Genomic DNA, 24,940 nt, shown 5'->3' on the forward strand with positions numbered 1-24,940 from the left:
CATGAAGGCAGTGGTTCAGGACCGGTACGGCGGATGGGACACGCTGGAGTTCCGGGAGGTCGACCAGCCGGTGCCCGCGGCCGGCGAGGTGCTGGTGCGGGTGCGCGCGGCCTCGGTCAACGCCTACGACTGGCATTACCTGCACGGCGACCCGAAGATCGCGCGGTTGATGATGGGGCTGCGCAGGCCGAAAGCGGCCATACGGGGCCGGGACTTCGCCGGGGTGGTGGAAGCGGTCGGCGGTGGGGTCAAGGGGCTGGCGCCCGGGGACGAGGTGTACGGCGAGGCGGACGGGGCGTTCGCGGAGTTCGTGTGTGTGGCGGACGGCGCGGTGGACCGGAAACCGGCCGGCCTCAGCTTCGAGCAGGCGGCCGCGATGCCGCTGGCCGCGAACACCGCCCTCGTCGGCCTGCGCGACGTCGCCCGGGTGCGGCCGGGCCAGAAGGTGCTGGTGAACGGCGCGTCGGGCGGGGTGGGCACATTCGCCGTGCAGCTCGCCAAGGCGTACGGCGCCGAGGTGGGCGGCGTGTGCGGCACGCGGAACGTGGAGTTGGTCCGCTCGCTCGGCGCGGACCACGTCATCGACTACACGCGGGAGGACTTCACCCGCGCCGGGCGGCGGTACGAGGTCGTGCTGGACCTGGTGGGCAACCGGTCCCTGGGCGAGTTCCGTCGCACCCTCACCCCGGACGGGACGCTCGTCCTGTCCGGCGGAGGCGTCTACGAGGGCGGCAGCCTGTTCGGACCGATGACGCTCTTGTTCAAGCGGCGGGCGGTGGCACCCTTCGTCCGCCAACGGCTGCTGGAACTCTCGGCACACCAGAGCAAGGCGAACCTCACCGCCCTGCGTGAACTCGTCGAGTCCGGGAAGCTCACCCCGGTCGTGGAACGGACGTATCCACTGAGCGAGGCGGCGGCGGCGATACGGCACCTGGAGGTGGAGCACGCGCGCGCGAAGATAGTCGTGGTCGTGTGAGAGGCGGGCCCGCGCGACGGGCGCACGGGAGCCGGTCGCCCGTACGCCCCTCGCCCTACTCCTCCTTCGCGTACTCCCTGGCCATGGCGCCCGCGAAGTCGTACGCGACGACCTGCTCGTCGCCGACCACCCAGGCGTCGTGCCCGGGCGGGCAGACGAAGACGTCGCCGGGGCCGACCTCCTGCTCGGCGCCGTCGTCCATGCGGATGCGCATGCGGCCCTGGACGACATATCCGTTGTGGTGGATCTGGCAGGAGTCGGTGCCCGCGATCGGGCCGACGGACTCCGACCAGCGCCAGCCCGGTTCGAAGGTGGCCACCGCGAAGTCGAGTCCCGAGAGGTGGACGGCTTCCAGGTGGCCGCGCGGGAAGTCGCGCCGCTCGTCCGGCTTGTCGAGCGTTTTCACCTCCAGCATGACCGCTCCTCCTTTCCGGCCGGGGTGTCGGCCTCCGCCGCCCGTTCCTTGGGCTCGTGAGCGGCACCGGCGGGGGCCGAGTCCTCCCTCTCATCGTCGGCCCGTACGGTCCCGGCCCGCCACCGCTCGCTCATTCGCCGCCCGCGCACAGCCGGGCGAAGCGGTCGGCGTCGATGTTGCCGCCGGAGACGATCACGCCGACGCGGCGCGGAAGGCGCTCGACACGGCCGGAGAGCAGGGCGGCCAGCGGGGTGGCGCCGCTGGGCTCGACGACGATCTTCAGCCGCTCGAAGGCGAACCGCATCGCGGCCCGGATCTCGTCGTCACTGACCAGCGCGATGCCGTCGACGAGCCGCCGGTTCACGGAGAACGTCAACTCGCCGGGCGTGTGCAGCGCCTGCCCGTCGGCGATGGTGTGCGGCACCGGGATGCTGAGGCGACGGCCCGCCTGAAGCGACCGCTTGGTGTCGTCGCCGGCCTCCGGCTCGACGCCGACGACCCGGATGCCGGGATGCAGCCCCTTGGCCACGGTGGCGCTGCCGGCGATCAGCCCGCCACCGCCGACCGGGGTGACCAGCGCGTCCAGCTCCCCCGCCTCTTCGAGGAGTTCGAGGGCCGCGGTGCCCTGCCCGGCGATCACGTGGGGGTGCTCGTACGGCGGGATGACGGTGAGGCCGCGCTCCGCTGCCAGGGCCTCGGCGATGGCGACCCGGTCGCCGGTGTAGCGGTCGTAGGTGACGATCTCGGCGCCGTATCCGGCGGTGGCGTCGCGCTTCGATGCCGGGGCGTCCTCGGGCATGACGATCACGGCGGTGGTGCCCAGTTCGCGGGCGGCGAGGGCGACGGCCTGGGCGTGGTTGCCGGAGGAGTAGGCGGCGATACCGCGGGCCAACTGCTCGGGCGTGAGCCGGGAGGCGGTGTTGTAGGCGCCGCGGAACTTGAAGGCACCGACGCGCTGGAAGTTCTCGCACTTCAGGAGGACCTCGGCGCCGACCAGTGCGTCGAGTGTGCGTGAGCGCAGGACGGGGGTGCGATGGGCGACCCCCTTCAGCCGTGCGGCGGCGTCCCGGACGTCGTCGAGGGTGACGGGTGGGGTAGTGGTCGTCACGGGCGGGCTCCTTCGGAAGCGGGGTCGGTCGAGGCGCGGGCCTGGGAGAGGTAGCTGTAGGCCGACGCGCGGGAGATGCCGAGGCGGGTGGCGACCTGCTCGACGGCGCGCCGCACCGCGAACACGCCGTGCTCGTCGAGGCTGCGGAAGAGTTCGAGGCGCTCGGCGCGGTCGAGGCCGGCCCAGGTCTGGTGCTGCCGCAAGCGGTGGGCGTCGAGGATGGCGTCGACGACCGAGTCGATGTCGTTGCCGAAGGTGGTGACCGGCGTCTGGACCGCGTCGCCGGCGCCGGCGAGCGCGCCGAGCAGGGCGTGGGCCTGCTGGACCGCGCCCGCGTCCACGTTGACGCACAGAGCGCCGAACACCGCGCCCGTGGAGTCGCGCAGCACCATGGTGGACGACTTGACCAGCTGTCCGTCCCGGGTTCGGGTGAGGTAGTTCAGCTCGTCGTCGGCCTCGTCGCCGCGGGCGAGCACCCGCATGCCGATCTCGCTCATCGCCCCGCCCACCGCCCGCCCGGTCACCGAACCCGCGACGGCGACCACCGACTTCTCCGGCTGCCGGTAGTCGTGCAGCACCACCTCGCACACCGGCCCGAAGGTCGCGGCGATGCCGTCGACGACCGGCGCGAGCGCGGCGATGATCGCGTCCCGCTGTGCCTGCAGATCCTGCTCGGCCACCGCGACACCTCCTGGACTGAAAATCCAATTGCTGGACTCTGAGTCTAAGACAACGGCACACACGTTGACACCCCCGCCCACCCCTTGGAGACTCACCTCAGGAACGTGACGAAAAGTTCTTCACCCAGCGAACAACCAGCGGAAACAAACGGATTGCGACCCCTCATGGCCATCACCCGTGACCTGCTCATCGGCGGCAAGGACGTGCCCGCCGCGTCCGGACGCACCACCGAGGACCTCAACCCCTACACCGCGGAGCCCTACGCCACCGTCGCCGCGGCGGGCGCCGAGGACGTCGACCGGGCGGTGGCGGCCGCGCAGGCCGCCTTCGACGACTGGGCGGCGGTCACTCCGTTCGCCCGGCGGGCGATCTTCCTGAAGGCCGCCGACCTGCTCGACGCGCGCGGTGAACAGGTCGCACAGCTCATGGCGCAGGAGGTGGGCGGCTCCCGCCCGTGGGCGTTGTTCAATGTCGCGCTGGCCGCGAACATCCTGCGTGAGGCGGCCGCCGCCGTCACCGCCCCGCGCGGCGAGGTGCTCAGCGCACAGGAGGAGGGCGCGCTGGGGCTGGCGGTGCGTGAACCGCTGGGCGTGGTCGCCGCGTTCTCGCCGTGGAACGCGCCGGTCATCCTCGGCGTACGGGCCGTGGCCGCACCGCTCGCGGCCGGCAACACCGTGGTGCTCAAGCCGAGCGAGGACGCGCCCATCGCCTGCGGGCTCCTCGTCGCCGACGTGCTGAAGGAGGCCGGACTGCCGGACGGCGTACTGAACGTCGTCACCAACGACCCGGCCGACGCCGCCCGGATCGCCGAGAGCCTGATCGCCGACCCGCGCGTCCGCGCCGTCAACTTCACCGGCTCCACCGGCGTCGGTCGCATCATCGGGGAGCACGCGGCCCGCCATCTCAAGCCCGCCGTCCTGGAGTTGGGCGGCAAGAACTCCGTCATCGTGCTCGACGACGCCGACGTCGACTACGCCGTGGAAGCCGCCACCTTCGGCGTCTTCATGAACGCCGGCCAGATCTGCATGTCCGGCGACCGGATCCTCGTACACGCCTCGCTGGTCGAGGAGTTCACGCGGAAGTTCACCGCGAAGGTCGCCTCGCTGCCGGCCGGTGACCCCGCCGACCCGCACACCGTCGTCGGCCCGCTGGTCAGCGCCGCCGCGGCACGGCGGGTGGCGGCGCTGGTGCGGGACGCGGCGGCGAAGGGCGCCACCGTGCTCACCGGGGGCGGCGAGCCGGAGGGTGCGGTGCATCCGGCCACCGTGCTCACCGGGGTCACGGAGGAGATGGACCTCTATCGCACCGAGGCGTTCGGGCCGGTCTGCGCCGTGACCGCGTTCGCCACCGACGACGAGGCCGTGGCCCTGGCCAACGCCACCGAAAACGGCCTGACCTGCGGCATCATCACCGAGAACGGCACCCACGGGCTGCGCGTGGCCCGTCGTGTCCAGACCGGCATCGTGCACATCAACGACCAGTCCGTGGCCGACGAGCCGCAGGCCCCGTTCGGTGGCGCGAAGGCGTCGGGGTACGGCCGGTTCGGTGGGCGCTGGGGCGTCGAGGCGTTCTCCAACACCCGCTGGGTGACCCTGGCCACCCAGCACGCCCACTACCCGTTCTGACCCGACGCCCGCGTCGCGCCCGGCGTGTGGCCGAAGGCGCGGCGGAAGACGTCGATGAACGCGCTCGCCGAGGACCAACCGCACCGGTGCGCCACCACGGTCACCGGCGTCTCCTCGGCGAGCAGCACCAGGGCGTGGGAGAGCCGCAGTTGGGTGCGCCACTGCGGGAACGTCATGCCGAGGTCGGACCTGAACAGGCGGGACAGTGTGCGGTCGCTGGCGCCGACCTGTCTGCCGAGGGCCGCCAGCGTGCGGTTGTCTGCCGGGTCGGCGAGCAGGATCTCGCACAGCGCCCTGAGGTGCGGTGCGGTCGGCATGGGCACGTGCAGTGGCTGCTGCGGTGAGGCCCGCAGCTGGTCGCACAGCACGGCACGCAGGCGCCGGTGTTCGGGGCTGTCGTCCGCCGGGTCGCGGGTGCGGGCGAGGATCAGCTCCCGCAGCAGCGGGCTGACGCTCAGCACGGTGGGCTCGTCGATGCCGAGGGGGTTGGTGTCGACGGGCAGGCCGACCAGATGCAGTTCGAGCTCGCCGTGCGCCTGGTGGGAGTGCACGGTGCCGGCCGGTACCCAGATGGCGCGGGTGGCCGGGGCGACCCACGAGCCGGCGTCGGTGGTGACGACGAGCACGCCCCGGCCCGCGTAGACGATCTGGTGGTCGTCGTGCCGGTGGGCGTCGATGCCGGCACCGGGGGCCAGCCGGCGGATGCTGGTCGGCGCCACCGACTCATGGCGGATATCCCTCATCAGTTGGCAGATTATCGGAAGCCCGACAGGGTGGCCACGGACGACCATGACGCCATGCCAAGGAACAAGTCGATCGTGCTGCTGTCGGTCGGGCATGCCTGTGTGGACGTCTACCAGGGCGCCGTGGCGGCCTTGGTGCCGTTCTTCGTCGCCGAGCGTGCCTACACCTACGCCGCCGCTTCGGGCATCGTGCTCGCCGCCGGCCTGCTGTCCTCGGTGGCACAGCCGTTCTTCGGCGCGCTCACCGACCGGCGCCCCGTCCCCTGGCTGCTCCCGGTGAGCACGGTGCTGGGCGGGCTCGGGGTGGCTCTGAGCGGCATCAGCGGCTCGTATGCGCTCACGCTGCTGTTCGTGGCGCTGTCGGGCATCGGCGTCGCCGCCTACCACCCGGAGTCGGCGCGCGTCGCGCGGGTCGCCGCCGCGGGCAGCCACAGCTCGATGGGCTGGTTCTCGCTGGGCGGGAACGTCGGCTTCGCGGCGGCTCCCCTCCTGGTCACCGTCGTGATCGCCACGGGCGGTCTGCGGTTCTCCCCGCTGCTGATCCTGCCCGCGCTGGTCGGCAGTGTGCTCACCCTGCCGATACTGCGGGCGCTGGAGCAGGCGCCGCGCGGCGAGGGCGGCGAGGAGGCCGCGGACGGGCGGGACGACTGGGCCTCGTTCGTGCGGCTGTCGCTGGCGGTGGTGTGCCGGTCGATCGTCTTCGTCGGCCTGAGCACCTTCGTCGCCCTGCACGCCCGGCAGCAGACGGGTGGGGGTACGGCGGCGGGGACGGCCGCGCTGTTCGTGCTCTATCTCGGCGGCGCGGTCGGCACGCTCGTCGGCAGCCGGCTGGCGCACCGCTGGGACCGGGTCACGGTGGTGCGCATGTCGTACCTGATCACGGTCGGCGCCGTCGCCGGTGTGGTGTTCGTGCCCGGCCCGGCGATCCATCTGTTCGTGGCGCTCACCTCGATCGGCCTGTACGTGCCGTTCTCGCTCCAGGTCACGCTCGCGCAGGACTACCTGCCCACACGCGTCGGCACGGCCGGCGGGATCACCCTCGGCCTGACGGTCAGCGTCGGCGGCCTCACCAGTCCCCTGATCGGCACGGTCGCCGACGCCACGTCGCTGCGCACAGCCCTGATGCCGCTGATCCTGATGCCCGCCGTGAGCTGGCTGCTGTTCCGCACCCTGCCCGAACCGGCCGTTCCGAAGCGCCTGTTGGGCAACCGGAACGAGGATGCCGCGCGGACCACCACCGCCGGCAGCCCGGAGACGAGCCGCTAGAAGACACCCCGTACACCCCGCCCGGGCGCCGGACGGCAGCCCGGGCGGGTCACTGCTTCAGCGCTGGTACAGAGCCACCAGCGTTCCGTCGGCGACTTCCCGTCGCTCGACCGCCTCGTGCACCTGCGCGGCGTTCGGCGCGTCGGGGAGCGCGCAGGGCTCCGACAGGGCGTAGAGCCGGAAGAAATAGTGATGGGCGTCGTCTCCCGGTGGAGGATGGGGGCCGCCCCAGCCCCGCTCGCCGTAGCCGTTGACGAGTTCGGTGCCGCCGGACGGGACCTGACCCGCGTCGACACCCTCGCTGTGGGGGTCGATGCCGACCACGATCCAGTGCGCGAACGTGCCCGACGGGGCGTCGGGGTCCTCGCACAGCAGCACCAGCTCCGTCGCGTCGTCCGGTACGCCGCTCCACGCCAGCGGAGGCGACACGTTCTCCCCCTCGTACGCGTAACGGCGCGCGATGAAGGAGTGGTCGTTGAATGCACTACTTCTGATGTCGATGTCTGCCATGCGGCCCGAGTAACCGCGGTGGGCCCAGAACTCACGTGAACGCGAGCGTGTAGGTGCGGCCCTGCACGCCCCACTCACCGGCCGGCGGCCGCACCCCGGCGTCGATCGCCCGCAGGGTCGGCCGGCCGATATGGGCGTACACCAGCCGCCGCACTCCCCGCCGTTCGGCCTGCGCGGCGACGGCGAGCACCGGCAGATGGCCGCCGACGCCCCCGCGGAACCGTATCGGCCGGTCCCAGGCGGCGGCCTCGGCGAACATCAGGTCCGCCCCCGCCGCCCAGCCCGGGAACTCCCAGAACTCCGGCGCCCAGACCGCCACCACGCCCCCCGCCTCGATGCGGTAGCCGTACGCGGGGTGCGAGGTGTGCGCCACGGGACGGCACCACACACGTACGGCTGTCTCCGCGTCGCCCAGCTCCAGGTCACCGGCGTGCGGCCGGACGCCCCGGGCCGCCGCGCTCCGCCGCAGCGCGGACCGCAGTTCCGCGTGCTCGTCGGTGACCAGCCAGCCGTCGAGGCGGCCGGGCGGTGGTTCGGCGCCGGGGCCGCCGTCGAAGGCGACGCGGTGCCCGGCGCAGCGCAGCAGCAGGCCGGCGGGCGCGAACCGGGGCGAGTTCATCGCGCCGACGCCGAGCAGGGTCAGCCGCAGTCGGTGGTTCATCGGCCGGTCTCCGTGGCGTGGCGCAGCGCGAGTGTCCCGTCGGGGGCCAGGTCCACGTGCAGGCCCGCGCTGATCCGGTCGAAGACGCTGCACAGCCACCAGCGGTCCCGCTCGGTCGCGGGCTCCAGCCGCATCCGCCGCGCCTGCAGCGGCACCATGCGCAGGCCGGTCAGTCGCCCGCTGTCCGCCTCCAGCGTGGCGAGGTAGGCGATGCGGAGGTCGTCGCGGTACTCCTCGTAGCCGGGGATGCCCTCGTAGTCGTCGACGAAGTCACCGCAGCCGTAGAGGATCAGCCGGTCCCGGTAGACCTCCAGCGGGCGCGGGTGGTGCGAGGAGTGTCCGTGGACGAGGTCGACGCCGCCGTCCAGCAGGGCGTGGGCGAACCGGACCTGGTCGCGGGGGACGAGGTAGCCCCAGTTCGAGCCCCAGTGCACGGAGACGACCGCGAGGTCGCCGGGCCGCTTGACCCGCCGCACGCGCTGCACGACGGCCTCGGCCGTGCCGGGCGAGGGGCCGGGGGCGTACGCGACACCGGGCTGCCCGTCCTCGGTGGCCGCCCAGTCGGAGGGGATGCCGCTGGAGCGCGTGCCCAGGGCGAACACCAGTACGCGGCCACCTGCGCGGAGCGGGACCACGGCGGGCGCGTACGCCTCGGCGGCATCGTGTCCCGCGCCGGCGGTCCTGAGGCCCGCGCCCCCGAGCGCGTCCAGGGTCTCCGTCAGGCCGGGCCGGCCGAAGTCCAGGACGTGGTTGTTGGCCAGGACGCAGACGTCGGGACGGGCGACGGCCAGGGCGGGCAGGTTGGCCGGGTGCATGCGGTAGTGCACTTCCTTGCCGGGCGCGAAGGCGCCGCAGCTCGTGACCGCCGTCTCCAGATTCACGATCCGCACCTCCGGCGCGGCCTCGTCCAGTACCCGCAGGGCCTCGCCCCACGGCCACGCCGGTGCGACCGGAGCCGGGATGGGACCGCTGACCGCCTCCGCCAGCGCCACATAGTCGCGGGCGTCCCCGACGTACCCCTCGCGCAGCTCCGGATCGCCGGGGTGCGCGAGGATCTGGTCGACGCCGCGCCCGAGCATCACGTCCCCGCACAGGAACAGCGTCACGACACCGCCGCCCATGCCCCCACCCTAGGGCCTGTCGTTCGGCCACCGCCGTGGCCTTGACGGCTCATGAGACCGGTGCGCCGCCGTCCCCGCCCGGCTAGGTTGTGCCGCATGAGCAACCTTGACCGCGCTCCGGTACCGAGCGTGTGCGGCGGCCGCGGCTTCGTCGTCGCCGAACCTGTCCGTGAGCTGCTGAGTCCTCGACACGTACAGCTCGGGGAGTCGACCGAGGTGCGCAGGCTGCTGCCGAACCTCGGCCGGCGGATGATCGCCGCATGGGCCTTCGTCGATCACTACGGTCCCGACGACATCGCCGACGAGCCCGGTATGCAGGTGCCGCCGCATCCGCACATGGGACTGCAGACGGTCAGCTGGCTGCACGAGGGCGAGGTGCTGCACCGCGACTCGACCGGCAGCCTGCAGACCATCAGGCCGAAGGAACTCGGGTTGATGACGTCGGGCCGGGCGATCAGTCACTCGGAAGAGAGCCCCAAGTCGCACGCCCGTTTCCTGCACGGCGCCCAACTCTGGGTCGCGCTGCCGGACGCCCACCGCCACACCGAGCCGAGGTTCGAGCACCACGCCGAGCTGCCCACGGTGACGGCGCCCGGTCTCACCGCGACCGTGCTGCTCGGTGATCTCGACGGCGCGACGTCGCCCGGGACGACGTACACCCCCATCGTGGGCGCCGACCTCGCGCTGGCTCGCGGCGCGGACGTCCGGCTGCCGCTCGTACCCGACTTCGAGTACGGGGTGCTGTCGATGTCCGGTGAGGTGCACGTCGACGGCGTGCCGGTGCTGCCGGGTTCGATGCTCTATCTGGGCTGCGGCCGCGGCGAACTGCCGCTGCGCGCCGAGTCGGACGCCGGCGTGATGCTGCTCGGCGGCGAACCGTTCGCCGAGGAGCTGATCATGTGGTGGAACTTCGTCGGCCGCACCCAGGCGGAGATCGAGCAGGCCCGCGCCGACTGGATGGCGGGGAGCCGGTTCGGCGAGGTGAAGGGGTACGACGGCGCCCCGCTCGCCGCCCCCGAGCTGCCGGCGACGCCCCTCAAGTCGCGCGGGCGCGTCCGCTAGTGGAATGTTCAACCACGCCACGTGGTTGGAGTGCGTCGAAGGAGGTCACGAGTGGACACGACGTACTACGACCACGGAACGCCGGCCGAGCGCTGGGACCGCGCGCGGATGTTCTTCGACGCCAAGGAGTACGCCTCCGCGGCGCGGATCCTGGGCGGTCTGGTCGAGGAGGTGCCGGAGCAGACGGGGCCGCGGCTGCTGCTGGCGCGCGCCTACTACCACTCGGCCCAACTGCGCCGCGCCGAGGCCGAGTTGCGCGTCATCGTGGAGCGCGACCCGGTGGAGCACTACGCCCGGCTGATGCTCGGCCGGACGCTCCAGCGCCAGAGTCGGCAGGAGGAGGCGGAGACGCATCTGCGGATCGCCTCGGCGCTCGCGGGCGACTTCGACGAGCGGACCTGACGAGGGCGACTCGCCCCACCGAAGCCCTTGGCCCGGCCTCCCCCCGGAGGCCGGGCCGGTCCATGCCCGTCAGCCGACGCCGCCGACTTGGCACCCGGTCCTTACTGACAGCCGATTCTTGACCGGCAGCGGAGCCCTCTGGGCAGCCCCGCCGGCGGAGCCGCCTCAGCAGCCCGCCCATGCACGGCCGCCGATCCGTACTCGCCGACCGATCCCTGCCCGGCAACCGACCCGTCCCGGCAACCGAACACTCCCGACAGCCAGCCCTCGCCCGGCAGCAGAGCCGTACTGGCCCACCGATCCCCACCCGGCAACCGAGCCATCCCGGGAGGCCGCCCTTGCCCGGCGACCGAGCCCTACTCGCCTACCGATCCCTTTCCCGGCGCCGGGCCCTACTCGCCCACCGATCCCCACCCGGCAACCGAGCCATCCCGGGAGGCCGCCCTTGCCCGGCGACCGAGCCCTACTCGCCTACCGATCCCTTTCCCGGCGCCGGGCCCTACTCGCCCACCGATCCCCACCCGGCAACCGAGCCATCCCGGGAGGCCGCCCTTGCCCGGCGACCGAGCCCTACTCGCCTACCGATCCCTTTCCCGGCGCCGGGCCCTACTCGCCCACCGATCCCCACCCGGCAACCGAGCCATCCCGGGAGGCCGCCCTTGCCCGGCGACCGAGCCCTACTCGCCTACCGATCCCTTTCCCGGCGCCGGGCCCTACTCGCCCACCGATCCCCACCCGGCAACCGAGCCATCCCGGCAGCCAAGCCGTACCCGACAGCCAAGCCGTACCCGGGAGCCAAGCCGTCCCGGCAGCCAAGCCGTCCCGGCGGCCGAGCCCTACTCGGCCGCCACCCCGTCGGCCGCCCCTCCCCCGCTGCCGTGCGTTCGGCGTCCTCGTCGGTGGGCGATCTCGCCCAGGATCACGTCCACCACGATGAACGCGGCCAGCGGTATGCCGAGCAGCGGCACGAAGTAGCCGACGACGGCGACCACCGCCAGCAGCGGGACCAGGATCTGCGGCGGCACCTTCGCCCAGGCGCCGCGCGGGATCGGCCGGCCGAAGGCGGAGCCGCGGCCGCGCTGCCACCACATGCGGTAGCCGAGCACGATCAGCACGATCAGGGACAGCGCGAGCAGCATCAGGGCGATCTGGTTCACCAGCCCGAACAGGACGCCGGTGTGCAGGTCGATGCCCCAGCGGGTCAGCTTCGCGAGCAGCGGATAGTCGGCGAACCGCAGCACGTCGGTGACCTCGCCGGTCGCCGGGTCGATGGCGACCGAGTCCTGCTTCTCGGGCCAGCTGCGCTGCACCTGCTTCACCACGTACGCCGAGCTCGCGTCGGCCGGCGGCACGATCTCCACGGGGTCGCTCAGCCCCTCCGCCCGGGCGGCGGCCAGCACCTTGTCGAGACCGACGCCGTGCTCGCCGCTCCCCCCGGAACCCGCGGCGGCGCCGTGGCCCCCGTGGTCGCCCCCCGCCGACGCCGAGACCGACGGCGTGGAGTGGCCGAGCGAGGTGCGCAGTTCGTCGATGTTCGCACCGGCGTACGTCGACCAGGTCAGTCCGGTCGCCGACAGGAAGAAGAACCCGATCGCGGCCCAGACGCCGATCGTGCCGTGCAGGCCGAGGGAGCGGGACCGCCCGCTGGTGCCGCGCACCCTGCGCAGGGCGCGGCGGCGGGAGAACCACAGCACCAGACCACCGGCCGCGATCACCCACAGCCAGCTCGCGGCGAGTTCGCTGTAGAGGCGACCGGTGTCGCCGAGATGCAGATCGCGGTGGAACTCGTCGATCCAGGTGCGCAGCGGCAGCGCCCCGGTGGAGCCGTACTGCTCCAGGGCGCCGCGCACCTTCCCGGTGTAGGGGTCGACGAACACGGCGAGCGTGTGGTCCTCGTCGACACCCGGCACCCCGGACAGCAGTACGCGCGTGGTGGCGTCGTCCTCCGGGGAGGGCCGTACGGCCGAGACCGTGCCCTGGGGGTGGGCCTCGCGGGCGGCGGCCACCTGCTCGGATATGGGCAGCTTGGTGTCGCCGACCTCGGGGACGGTCATCTCGTCGGCGTACACGATCTTCTCGGCCTGGAACGACCCGGCGTACAGGAAGCCGGTGGTGGCCGCGACGAGCAGGAAGGGGGCGACGAGCAGCCCGGCGTAGAAGTGCAGGCGCAGGATGAGCGGGCGCAGGGGTGCCCATCTGCTGGATCTCGGCGTCGCGGCGGTCGGCTGCGGGGCCTCGTCCGTGCTGGTCGAGGGAGCGGTGGTCATCGGTGGTTCTCCGGGGTGGGGACGGTTTTCGGCCGTAGTGGTGCAGTAGTCGGGGCGGGACGGCGGGGAGTTCCCGGAGATTCAAGTGACCTGCGTCACAGAACTGTCGGCCGTGTCATGCTGGCGTAATGTCAACTCCCCTTGACCGCATGCCGCTCGCCGAGCGCGTCGAGCAACTCCTCGGCACCGGCGGCCCGTTGCCCATCGTCGCGGCCGGCGATCCGGTGCTGCGGCGTCCTGCCGAGCCGTTCGACGGCCAGCTGGCGCCCGCGCTGCTGGCCCGGTTCGTCGAGGCGCTCCGCGTCACCATGCACGCGGCCCCGGGTGTCGGTCTGGCGGCGCCACAGGTCGGCGTACCGCTGCGGATCGCGGTGATCGAGGACCCGGCACCGGTGCCGGAGGAGGTCCGGTTGGCGCGCGGGCGGGTGCCGCTGCCGTTCCGGGTGCTGGTGAATCCGTCGTACGAGCCGGTCGGCGCCGTACGCGCCGGGTTCTACGAGGGCTGTCTGAGCGTGCCGGGCTGGCAGGCGGTGGTGGCCCGGCCCACGCGAGTACGGCTGACCGGCTCGGACGAGGACGGCCGCGCCGTGGACGAGGTGTTCACCGGGTGGCCCGCCCGGATCGTGCAGCACGAGACGGACCACCTGGACGGCGTGCTCTACGTCGACCGCGCCGAGCTGCGCTCCCTGTCCGCGAACCAGACGGTGGCCGAACGCTGGGCGCAGCCGACGCCGCGGGCGGCCGCGCGTGAACTCGGCTTCGACCTGCCGGAATGACCCCTCGGGCTCAGTTGTCCCGGTAGCTCTCCAGCAGCCGCAGCCACACTTCGCTGATCGTCGGATACGACGGCACCGCATGCCAGAGCCTGCTGATCGGCAATTCCCCGGCGACGGCGATGCTCGCCGAGTGGATCATCTCGCCGACGCCCGGACCCACGAAGGTCACCCCGCGCAGGATCTCCCGCTCCACGTCGACGACCATCCGGGCGCGCCCCCGGTAGCCGTCGGCGTACAGGCCGGCTCCGGCGACCGAGGAGAGGTCGACGTCGACCGCGCGGACCCGGTGGCCGGCCTGCTCGGCCTCGGCCAGCGAGAGCCCGACGGCCGCCGCCTCCGGGTCGGTGAAGACGACCTGCGGGACGGCCGCGTGGTCGGCGGTGGCGGCGTGGGCGCCCCAGGCATGGGACTCCAGGGCGGCTTCGCCGGAGGCGCGGGCGGCGATGGCGGCGCCCGCGATGCGGGCCTGGTACTTGCCCTGGTGGGTGAGCAGGGCGCGGTGGTTGACGTCGCCGACCGCGTACAGCCAGCCGGTGTCGGTGACGCGGAGGCTGTCGTCGACGGACAGCCAGGAGCCCGGTTCCAGGCCGACGGTGTCGAGGCCGATGTCGTCGGTGCGCGGGGCACGGCCGGTGGCGAAGAGGATCTCGTCGGCCTCGATGCGGTCGCCGTGGTCGGTGACGGCCACGACGGTGCCGTTCCGGCGGCTCACCGACTCGACCGAGGTACCCGTACGGACGTCCGCGCCGGCCTCGGTGAGCCCCTCGGCGACGAGTTCGCCGGCGAAGGGCTCCATGCGGTTCAGCAGGCCCTTGCCGCGGACCAGGACGGTGACCTGGGAGCCGAGGGCCTGAAACACGGTGGCCATCTCGGTGGCGACCACACCACCGCCCACGACGATCAGCCGACCGGGCACCTCCTTGGCGCTGGTCGCCTCCCGGCTGGTCCAGGGCCGCACGTCGGCGAGTCCGGGCAGGTCGGGCAGCTGCGCGCGGCTGCCGGTGCACACGGCGACGGCGTGCCGGGCGGTGAGGGTGTGCCGCTCGCCGTCGGGGCCGGTCACGACGACCGTGCGGGTTCCGGCGAGGCGGCCGTGGCCCCGGTAGAGATCGGCTCCGATGCCGTCGAGCCACCGGACCTGGCCGTCGTCCTTCCAGTGGGAGGTGTAGTAGTCCCGGTGGGCGAGGACCGCGGGCGCGTCGAGGTCGCCCCGCACCGACTGGCGCAGGCCCGGCACGCGGCGGGCATCCGCGCGGGCGATGACCGGGCGCAGCAGGGCCTTACTGGGCATGCAGGCCCAGTACGAGCATTCGCCGCCGACCAGCTCGCTCTCCACGACCGCGGTGGACAGGCCGGCCGCGCGGGTGCGGTCGGCGACGTTCTCCCCCACGGGCCCGGCACCGAGCACCACGACGTCGTAGGCGATGGGTTCCTTTTCCGTCATGGGCTCAGTCTGGTGGGCGGTGTGGCGGGTGGCCATATGGGTACGCGCGCCGTTACATGATCGGCCACGCGCGGAATACCCGACGGTCCGCCCGTGTTTCCGCCGACGGCTTCGCCCCCACACCAGGAAGTAGGGATCACGCCATGAGCCAGACTGTGGAGCTCACCAAGGAGAACTTCGACCAGACGGTCACGGACAACGACTTCGTCCTGATCGACTTCTGGGCGTCCTGGTGTGGGCCGTGCCGTCAGTTCGCCCCGGTGTACGAGAAGGCGGCGGAGGAGAACCCGGACCTGGTGTTCGGGAAGGTGGACACCGAGGCGCAGCCGGAGCTGGCCGCCGCCTTCGGGATCCAGTCGATCCCCACGCTGATGATCGTGCGCGACCGGGTCGCCGTGTTCGCGCAGCCGGGCGCCCTGCCCGAGGCCGCGCTGGCCGACGTCATCGGCCAGGCCCGCAAGCTGGACATGGACGAGGTCCGCAAGGCGGTCGAGGAGCAGCAGGGCGACGCGCAGTAGCGCGGGCTTTCCACACGTCCAGCTAGAAGGGGTACGTCGCCACGTCCGCGCGTACCGTCGTCCAGCGCAGGTCGGTGAACGCCTCCAGGTTGGCCTCGCCGCCGAAGCGGGCGCCGGTGCCGGACGCGGCGACCCCGCCGAAGGGCGCCACCGCCTCGTCGTTCACGGTCTGGTCGTTGATGTGGACGATGCCGGTCGGGATCCGCTCGGCCAGTTCGAGTCCGCGCGCCGCGTCACGGGTGACGATGCCCAGGGAGAGCCCGTACGGGCTGCGCGCGGCGAGGTCGGCCGCCTCCTCGACGCCCTTGAAGGGCCGTACGGGCGCGACCGGGCCGAACACCTCCTCCACGTAGGCGGGGGTGTGGTCGTCGACGTCGGCGAGGACGGTCGGCCGATAGAACAGGTGCTCGTAGCTGCCGCCGGCGGCCAGCCGGGCGCCGTCGGCCCTGCTCGACTCCACCAGGCCGTGCACCCTGGCCAGTTGGTCGCGGTCGATGACCGGCCCGAGGTGGACCCGGGCGCGGTGCGGGTCGCCCACGGTCAGCGAGTCGGCCCGGGCGGCGAGGCGCTCGACGTACTCCTCGTACAGCGACTCGTGCACCAGGTGGCGGCCGGTCGTCATGCAGATCTGACCCTGGTGGAAGAACGAGCCCCACGCGGCCGTGGTGATCACCGCGTCCAGGTCGGCGTCGTCGAGCACGATCAGGGCGGAGTTCCCGCCGAGTTCCAGGTGGGCGCGCTTGAGGTGGCGCCCGGCGGTCTCGCCGACCGCGCGGCCGGCCGCGGTGGAGCCGGTGAAGGAGATGACCGGCACACGCGGGTCGGCGACCAGCGCCTGCCCCGTTTCCGGGCCGCCCGGCAGCACGTGCAGCAGGTCCTCGGGCAGCCCCGCCTCCGCGAGGACGGCGGCGAGGCAGAACCCGCCGCAGACGGCGGTGCGCGGGTCCGGTTTCAGCAGGACGGCGTTGCCGAGCGCCAGGGCCGGGGCGACGGACCGGACGGCCAGGATCAGCGGGGCGTTGAAGGGCGCGATCACGCCCACGACGCCGGACGGGACCCGCCGGGTGTACGACAGCCGGGGCACCTCGCTGGGCAGGACGTGCCCGGTCGGGCGGGAGGCCAGCCCGGCGGCCTCGTAGCACTCCTGGGCGGCGACGTGCAGTTCGAAGTCCGCCTTGCCGGGGATCGAGCCGGACTCGCGGACGAGCCATTCGCGCAGTTCGCCGGCGTGCGCGCTGAACAGGTCCCCGGCCCGCCGCAGCACCCCCGCCCGCACGAAGTGCGGAACACGGGCCCACTCGCGTTGGGCGACGAGCGCGGCCTCGGCGGCGGAGGCGATGTCCTCGGCGGTCGCGAGGCGGGCGTGGCCCAGCGTGTCCCCCGTGGCGGGTTCGATGACGGCGTACTCGTCTCCCGCCGGGGCGCGGGGCTGCCAGGTGGTGGGATCGAGCAACGGCATGGTGCTCTCCGTTCGGTCACCCGAGAGTCCGTACACGCACCTTCAAGTATGCGTCGATCAAGCGTGCGAGGCCCGTCCGCCGTGCGCGGTGTCAGCTGGAGTCGCGGTGCACCACCGCGGCGCCCAGTACCTCGTGCCTCTCGGGCGCGGCGCCCGGGTCGCGCACCGCGCGGTCGACCAGTTCCGCGAGTTCCCGGCCGGACGGCAGCTCGATGTGGACGGTGCTCAGGCGGGGCCGCAGCAGCCGGCCCAGCATCAGGTCGTCGGCGCCGATCACGGCCGTGTCCTCGGGGATCCGCAGGCCCTCGTCCTGCAGGGCGCGCATCAGCAGCATCGCGTACTCGTCGTTGTACGCGAAGACCGCGTCGAGGCCGAGTGTCCGCCAGCGCGCGGCGAGGCGGGCGGCGGGCCCCTCCTCGCAGGCGAGGGGCAGTTCGGTGACGACCGCGTCCGTACCGTGCAGGGCCTGGCGTACGCCGTCCAGGCGGGGCTTGGAGTAGACCTCCAGGCCGCCTTCCTCGGGGACGACGACGCCGATCCGGCGGCGGCCGCGTTCGTAGAGATGGCGGCCTGCCACCTGGCCGACGGCCGCGTGGTCCATGAGCAGGGCGTGCGCGCCTTCGACGCTCGCCGGGCCGAGGGTGACCACGGCCCGGGCGCCGGACCGCTTGAGCACCGCCACGCCCTGCGGGCCGAGGCCCTGGCCGGGCACCAGCACCGCGACCGGCCGCAGCTCGGCCCAGGCGCGGGCGGCCTCGTCGCCGTTGAGACCCAGGGTGCCGTACTGCACGACCGTGTAGTCGAGGCGGCTGAGGGCCCACTGGAGTTCGTTGATGAACTGGCTGTAGAGCGGACCGACCGGGATGGCCGGGGAGGGCATCAGGACCATCCGGCTGTGCCCGGCGCGCAGACTGCGGGCGGCCGCGTGCGGGACGTAACCGAGTTCCTTCGCGGCCTCGTGGACCCGGCGGCGCGTGGGCTCGCTGATCCGTACGGCGCTGGTGTTGTTCAGGACATACGAGACGGTCGCGCGCGAGACGCCGGCCAGCCGGGCCACATCGGCGCTCGTGGGCACGGAGCGCCGGTCGGGCGGCGCGGGCACGGACGCGGGCGTGTTCGGTATCTGCACCATGACGTACCGCATCTTGGCAGAGGCGGTGACCCGTGGCTCGGGCGGGGGAACGTGGTCTCCTCTTCAACGAACCTGGGCGTTCGAGGCGGGACGCCCCGCAGGGCCTGCTCGACCTGTTCGCGACACACGCCTGAGGATCGGCCCGCCCGCACCTCAGCGAGTTCGCCCCCTCAGCAGGGCGGCTCGACGCAGGGCTGCTCCACGACGTGGGGCTCTTCGACCCATACTCCGGCGGTCGGGCATTCGGTGCGCGTCAGGCGCGCCACCAGGTCGATCCACCCGGCCTCCAGCCGCTCCAGCGGCATTCCGCACTGCTTGGTCAGATGGTGGATGACGGCCGGGTCGAGGTACGCCATCAGCGTCTGGGCGAGCAGTTCGCAGTCCGCGTCGGGGACCACCTGTCGCAGCAGCATGACCACGTGGCCGTTGCGCAGCAGCCACGGCGGCGGGGTGTAGCGACGGTCGGGGCCCCGTTCGGCCGCGAGCTGGAGGTCCAGCTGCTCCACCGACCGCCGCAGCGACGCACGGCCGAACGCGCGCAGCCGCTCCACCGGCGGCGCGCCGGGCCCCAGCGGCGGCGGCCCGCCGAGGAACGCGGCCTGGAACTTCTTCTCGGAGTGGTCGAGCAGTGCCATCAGCAGCCCGACCCGGTCCCCGAAGCGTCGGAAGACGGTGCCCTTGCCCACCGACGCGGCCGCGGCCACCGCCTCCATCGTCAGCGCCGCCGCGCCGTGCTCCGCGACCAGTCGCCCGGCGGCCTCCAGCAGCCGGGCGCGGTTGCGCGCCGCGTCGGCACGCAGGCACTGCTCCTCGATCGACGGGCCGAGTTGGAGCAACTCGGGTGCCTCAAGGGGCTCGTGGGGATCCGGGATGGGCGGCAGGGAGGCGGACATGAAGACAGCGTAAAGCACGGGGAAGAAACTGGACCGCGGTCCGGTTAGAGTGCTAGAACATTAAACGGACCCCGGTCCGGATACCTCACTCGTGCTTCATCCCCAGGAGTTCCCATGTCCGTACGCATCCTCGCGCTCGTCGGCAGCCTCCGCGCCGGTTCGCACAACCGTCAGCTCGCCGAGGCCGCCGTCAAGCTCGCGCCCGAGGGCGTCGACGTCCAGCTGTTCGAGGGCCTGGCCGAGGTCGCCTTCTACAACGAGGACATCGACGTCGAGGGCAGCGTCCCGGCCGCCGCCACCCGCCTGCGCGAGGCCGCCGCCTCCGCCGACGCCCTGCTGCTGTTCACGCCCGAGTACAACGGCACCATCCCGGCCGTGCTGAAGAACGCCATCGACTGGCTGTCCCGCCCGTACGGCGCCGGCGCGCTCACCGGCAAGCCGGTCGCCGTGGTCGGTACCGCCTTCGGCCAGTACGGCGGCGTCTGGGCGCAGGACGAGACCCGCAAGGCGCTCGGCATCGCCGGCGCCAAGGTGCTGGAGGAGGTCAAGCTCTCCATCCCGGGCTCGATGACCCGTTTCGCCGCGACCCACCCGGCCGACGACGCCGAGGTCGCCGCGCAGCTCACGGAGGTCGTGGCGCGCGTGCACGGGCAGGCTTCCGCGCAGGCCGCCTGATCGCGGGCCCCTGGACCCGGCCGGCTCCGACCCGACATGAGCGGGGGTCGGAGCCGGCCGACTGCGTCCGGGCGCCGGGCTCCCCTGCTTGACGCCGATGAAGCCCACCGCGATGGTCACGTCCCCACCGTGGAGTGGCGGCGGAGGAACCGGTCGAACGCCTCCGTCACCTGCTGGTCCGTCGCCTCGGAGATCTCCAGCACGTCGTCCTCCAGCGTCAGGCGCAGCGACGGACGCCTGCCGTGGCACCGGCGCCGCCAGTCGCGGACGACGTTCAACACCTGACTCAGCCCGGTGGCGGCACCGCCCAGGTTCACCAGCAGGGCACCGATCAGGGCGATCTCTCCGGCCCGCGCGCCGGGCGGCACCGTCGGGCCGGCGACGGCCGTCACATCGTCCACATCGAGCTGGAGCTGGAGCAGTTCCTCGCGCAGATATCCGGTGAGTTTCGCGATGTGCTCGGCTTGTGCCCCCTCCTCGGAGAGGAGGATCTGCAACTGAGTTTCCACCGGGAGCCCCTTTGTTCGTGCTCGTCGGGGCGGCACGGAGTTCGCAGGTCAGTGGCTCCGCGTCATGAGTCCAGTCTCTGCCGTGCGGCCTGTGGTGGCAAACCAGTCCGCCCGCTGCCGCTGCCTCGTGGAGCGAGCCGGCACGACCACGCACGCGGCGCCGGAGGCGAGTGCGCCCTCGTACCGCGCCCAACCACCCCAGCCCCGGCCGCTGTTGCGACCGGACCTCAGTGATCGGCGTGCGCGAGTCCACCCTGCGCTTCGGCCGGGACCTGGCGCGGCGGCGGTTTCGGGCGCACGGTGGGGAGTGGCGGGGAAACACCGTCGTACGGAAGTGATCACGATGGAAGCCAAGCAGTGGACCGTGCGGATCTACATCACCGAGGACGGTGACGACACGCGCGCGCGTGCCGTGCTCAGCACCGGCGAGACATCGACCGTCATCGGCAAGGGCGTGGCCCGGCGCAACCCGATCGACCGGCCCGTTCCCGAGATCGGCGACGAACTCGCCGCCAGCCGCGCCCTGGAGGACCTCGCCGTCCGGCTGCACGACGTGGCCGCCGACGACATCATCGAGCTGGCCGGGCCGGTCCTGAGGTGACGGCGTGGGTGACCGGCCCGGTGTGCGGGCCGGTCACACGCGTTGCGGTACGACCGCCACCGGGCAGGCGGCGTGGTGCAGCAGGGTGTGGTTCACCCGGCCCAGCTGCAGTCCGAAGTGGCCGGACCTGCGCCGCGCGCCGACGATGACGAGGTCGGAGGCGGCCGAGCGGTGCACGAGCACCTTGCGGGCCGGGCCCTCGACGGTCGTACGGCTCACCCGCACGGCCGGGTGGTCGGCCGTCACGTCGGCCAGCAGCGCGTCGAGCACGGCCGAGGCCTGCTCTTCGTGCTGCCGCTCCGGCTCCTGGGCCGACGTCGAATGGTCGATGGCCTCGTACGCGGGGCGGCGCCAGGTGCGTACGACGTCCAGGATGCATCTGCGGGCCTCGGCCTCGCGGAAGGCGAACCGCACGGCCTCGCCGCACGTCTCGGGCTCGCCCGCGCCGAGAAGGATCCGCCCGTGGGTGCCGGCCAGGCCGACCCGGTCGCCCCGGACCACGATGACCGGGCAGCCGGCGCGGGCCGCGACGGTGAGGCCGACGGAGCCGAGCAGCAGCCCTCTCAGCTCACCGCGCCCGCGTGAGCCGGTGACCAGGGCGGACGCGTGACGGCCGGCCTCCAGGAGGGCGGACACCGCGTCCGCGGGGATCACGTCGGAGGTCATCTTCACGTCGGGGTTGCGCGTGCGGGCGCGCTCGGCGGCAGAGCCGACGATGTGCTCCGCCAGCACCTGCTCCGCGGGGCGTTCGAGGCTTGTCTCCGGGACGACGCCCTCGTAGCGCTCCCACAGGCAGGCGTAGACCAGCCGCAGCGGCAGACCGTGCCGGGCGGCCTCGTCCACGGCCCAGTCGACCGCATCGAGACTCCCGTTCGATCCGTCGACGCCCACGACCAGGGGCAGCTCCATCGTCCCCACCGCCTTTCATCGGGCAGTCGTCCGGCCCCACTGTTACTGTCGCATCCCTCGATCTCGGCAGGTAGTGCGCTTCATCCCGAGTTGGGGCATTCGCCCCCTGGGCCCGCCATGCCCGGCTCGTCGAACTCGGCAACACCGCCGGAATGGCAGCCACTTGGGCCGACCGGCCCGGCCCGGTCTCCGGAACGGCCCATGCCGGGGATCGGGTTGAGGTGTGGGCCCGTGGGCCCGTGGGAAGGGTCCGACGTACCCGGTGATCGGGGTCGCTCGGTGCATGACCGAGCCGCCGGTCGCGGACAAGGCTTGCGTACGCGGAGCGCGGACCGGCGGACCGCGGCGTACGACCGAGGAGGCGATCATGAAGCGGATCCAGCAGGAAAAGCGCCCCCGGCCTCCGCGCCGCCCGGCGGCCCTCGACCTACGGACGCCTTCGGGGCGCCCGCTGCCCTACTGAGGGCCCGATCGGTGCCGAACGACCCTGGCGCCCGCGCCGTCCGCGTGGTGTGCTGTATGTGGCGGGAAGGACTTGAGAAAGACGCGGGGAAGCGGCCCTCACCGCGCACCGCGCAATCAGGATCCGCGAGAAGTGGATGTCCTTCCCGTCCCTCATGCCCGGTCAACCGGAGTCCTCAGCCGTCCCAGGACCAGTCGGCGACCTCGGGCAGGTCGGTGCCGTGGGCGCGGATGAAGTCGTGGTGCCGCAGGCGGGCGTCCTCCATGCGCTGGCGTACGGCCGCGGCGCGCACCGCGAGGCCGGGGACGCGGTCGATGACGTCCATGACCAGGCGATAGCGGTCGAGGTCGTTGCGGACCACCATGTCGAACGGTGTGGTCGTGGTGCCGATCTCCTTGTAGCCCCGCACGTGCATGTTCTTGTGACCGGTACGCCGGTAGGCCAGGCGGTGGATCAGCCAGGGGTAGCCGTGGTAGGCGAAGATCACGGGCTTGTCCTGGGTGAAGAGGCCGTCGTACTCGAAGTCGGTCATCCCGTGCGGGTGTTCCTCGCTCGGCAGCAGGCGCGCGATGTCGACGACGTTCACGACGCGGACGGCGAGCCGGGGCAGCTGGGCGCGCAGCAGCCGGGCGGCGGCCAGCACCTCCTGGGTGGGGACGTCGCCCGCGCAGGCCAGCACGACGTCCGGCTCCCGGGTGTCGTCCTCGGTGCCGGCCCAGTCCCAGATGCCGGCCCCGCGGGCGCAGTGCACCCGGGCCTGGTCCATCGACAGCCAGTCGAAGCAGGGCTGCTTGCCCGCGACGATCACGTTCACGTAGTCCCGGCTGCGCAGCGCGTGGTCGGCCACGGAGAGCAGCGTGTTGGCGTCCGGCGGCAGGTAGACCCGTACGACCTCGGGGCTCTTGTTGAGGATGTGGTCGACGAAGCCGGGGTCCTGGTGGGAGAAACCGTTGTGGTCCTGGCGCCACACATGGGAGGTGAGGAGGTAGTTGAGGGAGGCGATGGGGGCGCGCCAGGGCAGTCGGCGGGTCACGCGCAGCCACTTGATGTGCTGGTTGACCATCGAGTCGACGATGTGCACGAAGGCCTCGTAGCAGGAGAACAGCCCGTGCCGGCCGGTCAGAAGATAGCCCTCCAGCCAGCCCTGGCAGGCGTGTTCCGACAGGATCTCCATCACCCGGCCGTGCCGGTCGAGATGTTCGTCCACGTCCAGGGTTCCGGCCTGCCAGGCCTTGCCGCTGGCGGCGTAGACGGCGTCCAGTCGGTTCGAGGCGGTCTCGTCGGGTCCGACGAGACGGAAGTCGCGCCGGTCGGCGGTGTCCCGCATGACGTGTTCGAGCAACTCGCCCAGCACGCGGGTCGGTTCGTGCAGGGTGGCACCGGGCTTGTCGACGGGGACGGCGTACCGCTCCAGCGGCGGCAGTGGCAGCTCGCGCAGCAGCAGGCCGCCGTTGGCGTGTGGGGTGGCGCCGAGCCTGCGCGCGCCCGACGGGACGCGGGCGAGGACCTGAGGCCGGGGCCTGCCCTGTTCGTCGAAGAGTTCCTCGGGCCGGTACGAGCGCAGCCACGCCTGAAGCTCACGCAGGTGCTCGGGGTTGTCGCGTACGCCGGCCAGCGGCACCTGGTGCGACCGCCAGGTGCCCTCGACCGGCAGGCCGTCGACCTCCGCCGGGCCGGTCCAGCCCTTCGGCGTGCGGAGCACGATCACGGGCCAGCGGGGGCGCTCGGTGGCGCCGTCGTCGCGGGCGGCGCGCTGGATGGCGGCGATGCGGTCCAGCGCGGCGTCCATGGCGCCCGCCATGGCCCGGTGTACGGCGGCCGGGTCGTCGCCGGTGACGTGGATCGGGTCGTGGCCGTAGCCCCGGAGCAGCTCGTCGAGTTCGGCCTCGGGCAGGCGGGCGAGCACCGTGGGGTTGGCGATCTTGTAACCGTTGAGGTGGAGGATCGGCAGGACGGCACCGTCGTGGACGGGATCGAGGAACTTGTTGGAGTGCCAGGACGTCGCCAGCGGCCCGGTCTCCGCCTCGCCGTCACCGACGACACAGGCCACCAGGAGGTCGGGGTTATCCAGGGCGGCACCGTAGGCGTGCGCCAGGGAGTAGCCCAGCTCGCCGCCCTCGTGGATGGAGCCCGGAGTCTCGGGGGCGACGTGGCTGGGCACGCCACCGGGGAACGAGAACTGCCGGAACAGCCGGGCCATCCCCGCCGCGTCCCGCGTGATGTCCGGGTAGGTCTCGGTGTACGACCCCTCCAGCCAGCTGTTGGCGAGGACGGCGGGCCCGCCGTGCCCGGGCCCCCAGACGCACAGCGCGTCGAGACCGCGGGCCTTGATCACCCGGTTGAGGTGGGTGTGCACGAGGTTCAGGCCCGGGGAGGTGCCCCAGTGGCCCAGGAGGCGGGGTTTGATGTGCTCCGGTCGCAGGGGCTCGGTGAGCAGCGGGTTGGCCAGGAGGTAGATCTGGCCGACGGAGAGATAGTTCGCGGCGCGCCAGTGGGCGTCCAGGGCGTGGAGTTCGTCGTCGGTGAGCTCGGCGGGAGCCGGTCGCGTGTCGACGGACATGGGGTGTCCTTCCGGTCGGGCGGAGGCACGGGGCTCAGGTGGGTGCCCGTGGGGTGCATTTCCACACTCCTCCACACTCCGCCCGGCGGCCGGGTGGCCCGGCAGGGCCGACTGTGCGGCTCTCCTCGGACCTTGAGGTTCGAGATACCGAACAGAGTTCGGTA

The 24,940-nt window shown here is 72.7% G+C and carries 25 protein-coding genes; 10 read left to right on the plus strand and 15 right to left on the minus strand.

What is annotated here, in order from left to right:
- Position 1: 1 nt before the first annotated feature.
- The gene (locus I2W78_RS02570) at positions 2–976 is read left to right on the plus strand and encodes an NAD(P)-dependent alcohol dehydrogenase (RefSeq protein WP_196456547.1); all 975 of its coding nucleotides are present in this window, start codon (positions 2–4) and stop codon (positions 974–976) included.
- A gap of 55 nt (positions 977–1,031) precedes the next feature.
- Here I2W78_RS02570 and I2W78_RS02575 read toward each other — a convergent pair whose 3' ends face one another.
- The 3 genes from I2W78_RS02575 to I2W78_RS02585 all read right to left on the minus strand — a co-directional run bounded on the left by I2W78_RS02575 (position 1,032) and on the right by I2W78_RS02585 (position 3,179).
- Positions 1,032–1,391 (minus strand): cupin domain-containing protein, encoded by a 360-nt coding sequence (locus I2W78_RS02575; RefSeq protein ID WP_196456549.1) that lies wholly within the window; start codon positions 1,389–1,391, stop codon positions 1,032–1,034.
- Positions 1,392–1,521: 130 nt separating this feature from the next.
- Positions 1,522–2,499 carry a pyridoxal-phosphate dependent enzyme gene (locus I2W78_RS02580; RefSeq protein WP_196456551.1) on the minus strand — a complete coding sequence of 326 codons (978 nt, stop codon included), beginning with the start codon at positions 2,497–2,499 and terminating at the stop codon, positions 1,522–1,524.
- On the minus strand, positions 2,496–3,179 hold the full coding sequence (locus tag I2W78_RS02585) for a helix-turn-helix transcriptional regulator (RefSeq protein WP_196456553.1): 684 nt from the start codon (positions 3,177–3,179) through the stop codon (positions 2,496–2,498). The genes I2W78_RS02580 and I2W78_RS02585 overlap by 4 nt, the downstream gene beginning before the upstream one ends.
- Before the next feature lie 165 nt (positions 3,180–3,344).
- Here I2W78_RS02585 and I2W78_RS02590 point away from each other — a divergent pair, with 165 nt between their 5' ends.
- The gene (locus I2W78_RS02590; protein ID WP_196456556.1) at positions 3,345–4,805 is read left to right on the plus strand and encodes an aldehyde dehydrogenase family protein; all 1,461 of its coding nucleotides are present in this window, start codon (positions 3,345–3,347) and stop codon (positions 4,803–4,805) included.
- Here I2W78_RS02590 and I2W78_RS02595 read toward each other — a convergent pair.
- Positions 4,793–5,548: an AraC family transcriptional regulator gene (locus I2W78_RS02595; RefSeq protein WP_196456558.1), complete on the minus strand. Its 756-nt coding sequence runs from the start codon at positions 5,546–5,548 to the stop codon at positions 4,793–4,795. The two genes, I2W78_RS02590 and I2W78_RS02595, sit on opposite strands and share 13 nt — an antisense overlap.
- A 54-nt stretch (positions 5,549–5,602) precedes the next feature.
- Here I2W78_RS02595 and I2W78_RS02600 point away from each other — a divergent pair, with 54 nt between their 5' ends.
- Positions 5,603–6,814 carry an MFS transporter gene (locus I2W78_RS02600; RefSeq protein WP_196456560.1) on the plus strand — a complete coding sequence of 404 codons (1,212 nt, stop codon included), beginning with the start codon at positions 5,603–5,605 and terminating at the stop codon, positions 6,812–6,814.
- 57 nt (positions 6,815–6,871) lie between these two features.
- Here I2W78_RS02600 and I2W78_RS02605 read toward each other — a convergent pair whose 3' ends face one another.
- From I2W78_RS02605 to I2W78_RS02615, 3 genes are read right to left on the minus strand one after another with little or no spacing between them, the layout of a single operon-like run.
- Positions 6,872–7,324 carry a YbhB/YbcL family Raf kinase inhibitor-like protein gene (locus tag I2W78_RS02605; protein ID WP_196456562.1) on the minus strand — a complete coding sequence of 151 codons (453 nt, stop codon included), beginning with the start codon at positions 7,322–7,324 and terminating at the stop codon, positions 6,872–6,874.
- A 31-nt stretch (positions 7,325–7,355) separates the two neighbouring features.
- Complete coding sequence (locus I2W78_RS02610) at positions 7,356–7,985, minus strand: hypothetical protein (RefSeq protein ID WP_196456563.1); 630 nt, start codon at positions 7,983–7,985, stop codon at positions 7,356–7,358.
- The gene (locus I2W78_RS02615) at positions 7,982–9,106 is read right to left on the minus strand and encodes a CapA family protein (RefSeq protein WP_196456564.1); all 1,125 of its coding nucleotides are present in this window, start codon (positions 9,104–9,106) and stop codon (positions 7,982–7,984) included. Before I2W78_RS02615 ends, I2W78_RS02610 begins: the two co-directional genes overlap by 4 nt.
- Positions 9,107–9,202: 96 nt before the next feature.
- Between I2W78_RS02615 and I2W78_RS02620 the strand changes: the two genes are divergently transcribed.
- Positions 9,203–10,168, plus strand: a complete 966-nt coding sequence (locus tag I2W78_RS02620) for a pirin family protein (protein ID WP_196456565.1) — start codon at positions 9,203–9,205, stop codon at positions 10,166–10,168.
- A 51-nt stretch (positions 10,169–10,219) separates the two neighbouring features.
- The gene (locus I2W78_RS02625) at positions 10,220–10,570 is read left to right on the plus strand and encodes a tetratricopeptide repeat protein (RefSeq protein ID WP_196456566.1); all 351 of its coding nucleotides are present in this window, start codon (positions 10,220–10,222) and stop codon (positions 10,568–10,570) included.
- Positions 10,571–11,406: 836 nt separating this feature from the next.
- Here the strand turns inward: I2W78_RS02625 and I2W78_RS02630 are convergent.
- Entirely contained in the window at positions 11,407–12,837 is a 1,431-nt protein-coding gene (locus I2W78_RS02630; RefSeq protein ID WP_196456567.1) for a PepSY-associated TM helix domain-containing protein, read from the minus strand.
- A 128-nt stretch (positions 12,838–12,965) separates the two neighbouring features.
- Here I2W78_RS02630 and I2W78_RS02635 point away from each other — a divergent pair, with 128 nt between their 5' ends.
- Positions 12,966–13,613, plus strand: a complete 648-nt coding sequence (locus I2W78_RS02635; RefSeq protein WP_196456568.1) for a peptide deformylase — start codon at positions 12,966–12,968, stop codon at positions 13,611–13,613.
- Between the two features lie 10 nt (positions 13,614–13,623).
- On the opposite strand, the gene I2W78_RS02640 is transcribed toward I2W78_RS02635, so the two are convergent.
- Positions 13,624–15,057 (minus strand): dihydrolipoyl dehydrogenase family protein, encoded by a 1,434-nt coding sequence (locus tag I2W78_RS02640; RefSeq protein WP_196456569.1) that lies wholly within the window; start codon positions 15,055–15,057, stop codon positions 13,624–13,626.
- A gap of 143 nt (positions 15,058–15,200) precedes the next feature.
- Here I2W78_RS02640 and trxA point away from each other — a divergent pair, with 143 nt between their 5' ends.
- Positions 15,201–15,575: a thioredoxin gene (gene trxA, locus I2W78_RS02645; RefSeq protein ID WP_196456571.1), complete on the plus strand. Its 375-nt coding sequence runs from the start codon at positions 15,201–15,203 to the stop codon at positions 15,573–15,575.
- 22 nt (positions 15,576–15,597) lie between these two features.
- On the opposite strand, the gene I2W78_RS02650 is transcribed toward trxA, so the two are convergent.
- From I2W78_RS02650 to I2W78_RS02660, 3 genes are all read right to left on the minus strand, one after another.
- Positions 15,598–17,034 carry a benzaldehyde dehydrogenase gene (locus I2W78_RS02650; protein ID WP_196456573.1) on the minus strand — a complete coding sequence of 479 codons (1,437 nt, stop codon included), beginning with the start codon at positions 17,032–17,034 and terminating at the stop codon, positions 15,598–15,600.
- Positions 17,035–17,125: 91 nt separating this feature from the next.
- Entirely contained in the window at positions 17,126–18,166 is a 1,041-nt protein-coding gene (locus I2W78_RS02655) for a LacI family DNA-binding transcriptional regulator (protein ID WP_196456575.1), read from the minus strand.
- A gap of 170 nt (positions 18,167–18,336) precedes the next feature.
- Positions 18,337–19,077, minus strand: coding sequence for a TetR/AcrR family transcriptional regulator (locus I2W78_RS02660; protein WP_196456577.1), 741 nt, complete (start codon positions 19,075–19,077; stop codon positions 18,337–18,339).
- Positions 19,078–19,173: 96 nt separating this feature from the next.
- On the opposite strand from I2W78_RS02660, the gene I2W78_RS02665 reads away from it, so the two are divergent.
- On the plus strand, positions 19,174–19,734 hold the full coding sequence (locus I2W78_RS02665; RefSeq protein WP_196456579.1) for an NAD(P)H-dependent oxidoreductase: 561 nt from the start codon (positions 19,174–19,176) through the stop codon (positions 19,732–19,734).
- A 116-nt stretch (positions 19,735–19,850) separates the two neighbouring features.
- Here the strand turns inward: I2W78_RS02665 and I2W78_RS02670 are convergent, their stop codons facing one another.
- On the minus strand, positions 19,851–20,243 hold the full coding sequence (locus I2W78_RS02670) for a hypothetical protein (protein ID WP_196456581.1): 393 nt from the start codon (positions 20,241–20,243) through the stop codon (positions 19,851–19,853).
- Positions 20,244–20,586: 343 nt separating this feature from the next.
- Here I2W78_RS02670 and I2W78_RS02675 point away from each other — a divergent pair, with 343 nt between their 5' ends.
- On the plus strand, positions 20,587–20,844 hold the full coding sequence (locus tag I2W78_RS02675) for a DUF1876 domain-containing protein (RefSeq protein WP_196464375.1): 258 nt from the start codon (positions 20,587–20,589) through the stop codon (positions 20,842–20,844).
- Positions 20,845–20,877: 33 nt separating this feature from the next.
- Here the strand turns inward: I2W78_RS02675 and I2W78_RS02680 are convergent, their stop codons facing one another.
- Positions 20,878–21,753, minus strand: coding sequence for a universal stress protein (locus I2W78_RS02680; RefSeq protein WP_196456583.1), 876 nt, complete (start codon positions 21,751–21,753; stop codon positions 20,878–20,880).
- A gap of 283 nt (positions 21,754–22,036) precedes the next feature.
- On the opposite strand from I2W78_RS02680, the gene I2W78_RS02685 reads away from it, so the two are divergent.
- Positions 22,037–22,216 carry a hypothetical protein gene (locus I2W78_RS02685; protein WP_196456585.1) on the plus strand — a complete coding sequence of 60 codons (180 nt, stop codon included), beginning with the start codon at positions 22,037–22,039 and terminating at the stop codon, positions 22,214–22,216.
- Positions 22,217–22,391: 175 nt separating this feature from the next.
- Here the strand turns inward: I2W78_RS02685 and I2W78_RS02690 are convergent, their stop codons facing one another.
- Positions 22,392–24,776: a phosphoketolase family protein gene (locus tag I2W78_RS02690; protein WP_196456587.1), complete on the minus strand. Its 2,385-nt coding sequence runs from the start codon at positions 24,774–24,776 to the stop codon at positions 22,392–22,394.
- Between the last annotated feature and the right edge of the window lie 164 nt (positions 24,777–24,940).

Source organism: Streptomyces spinoverrucosus, from assembly GCF_015712165.1.
Lineage (GTDB): Bacteria > Actinomycetota > Actinomycetes > Streptomycetales > Streptomycetaceae > Streptomyces > Streptomyces spinoverrucosus_A.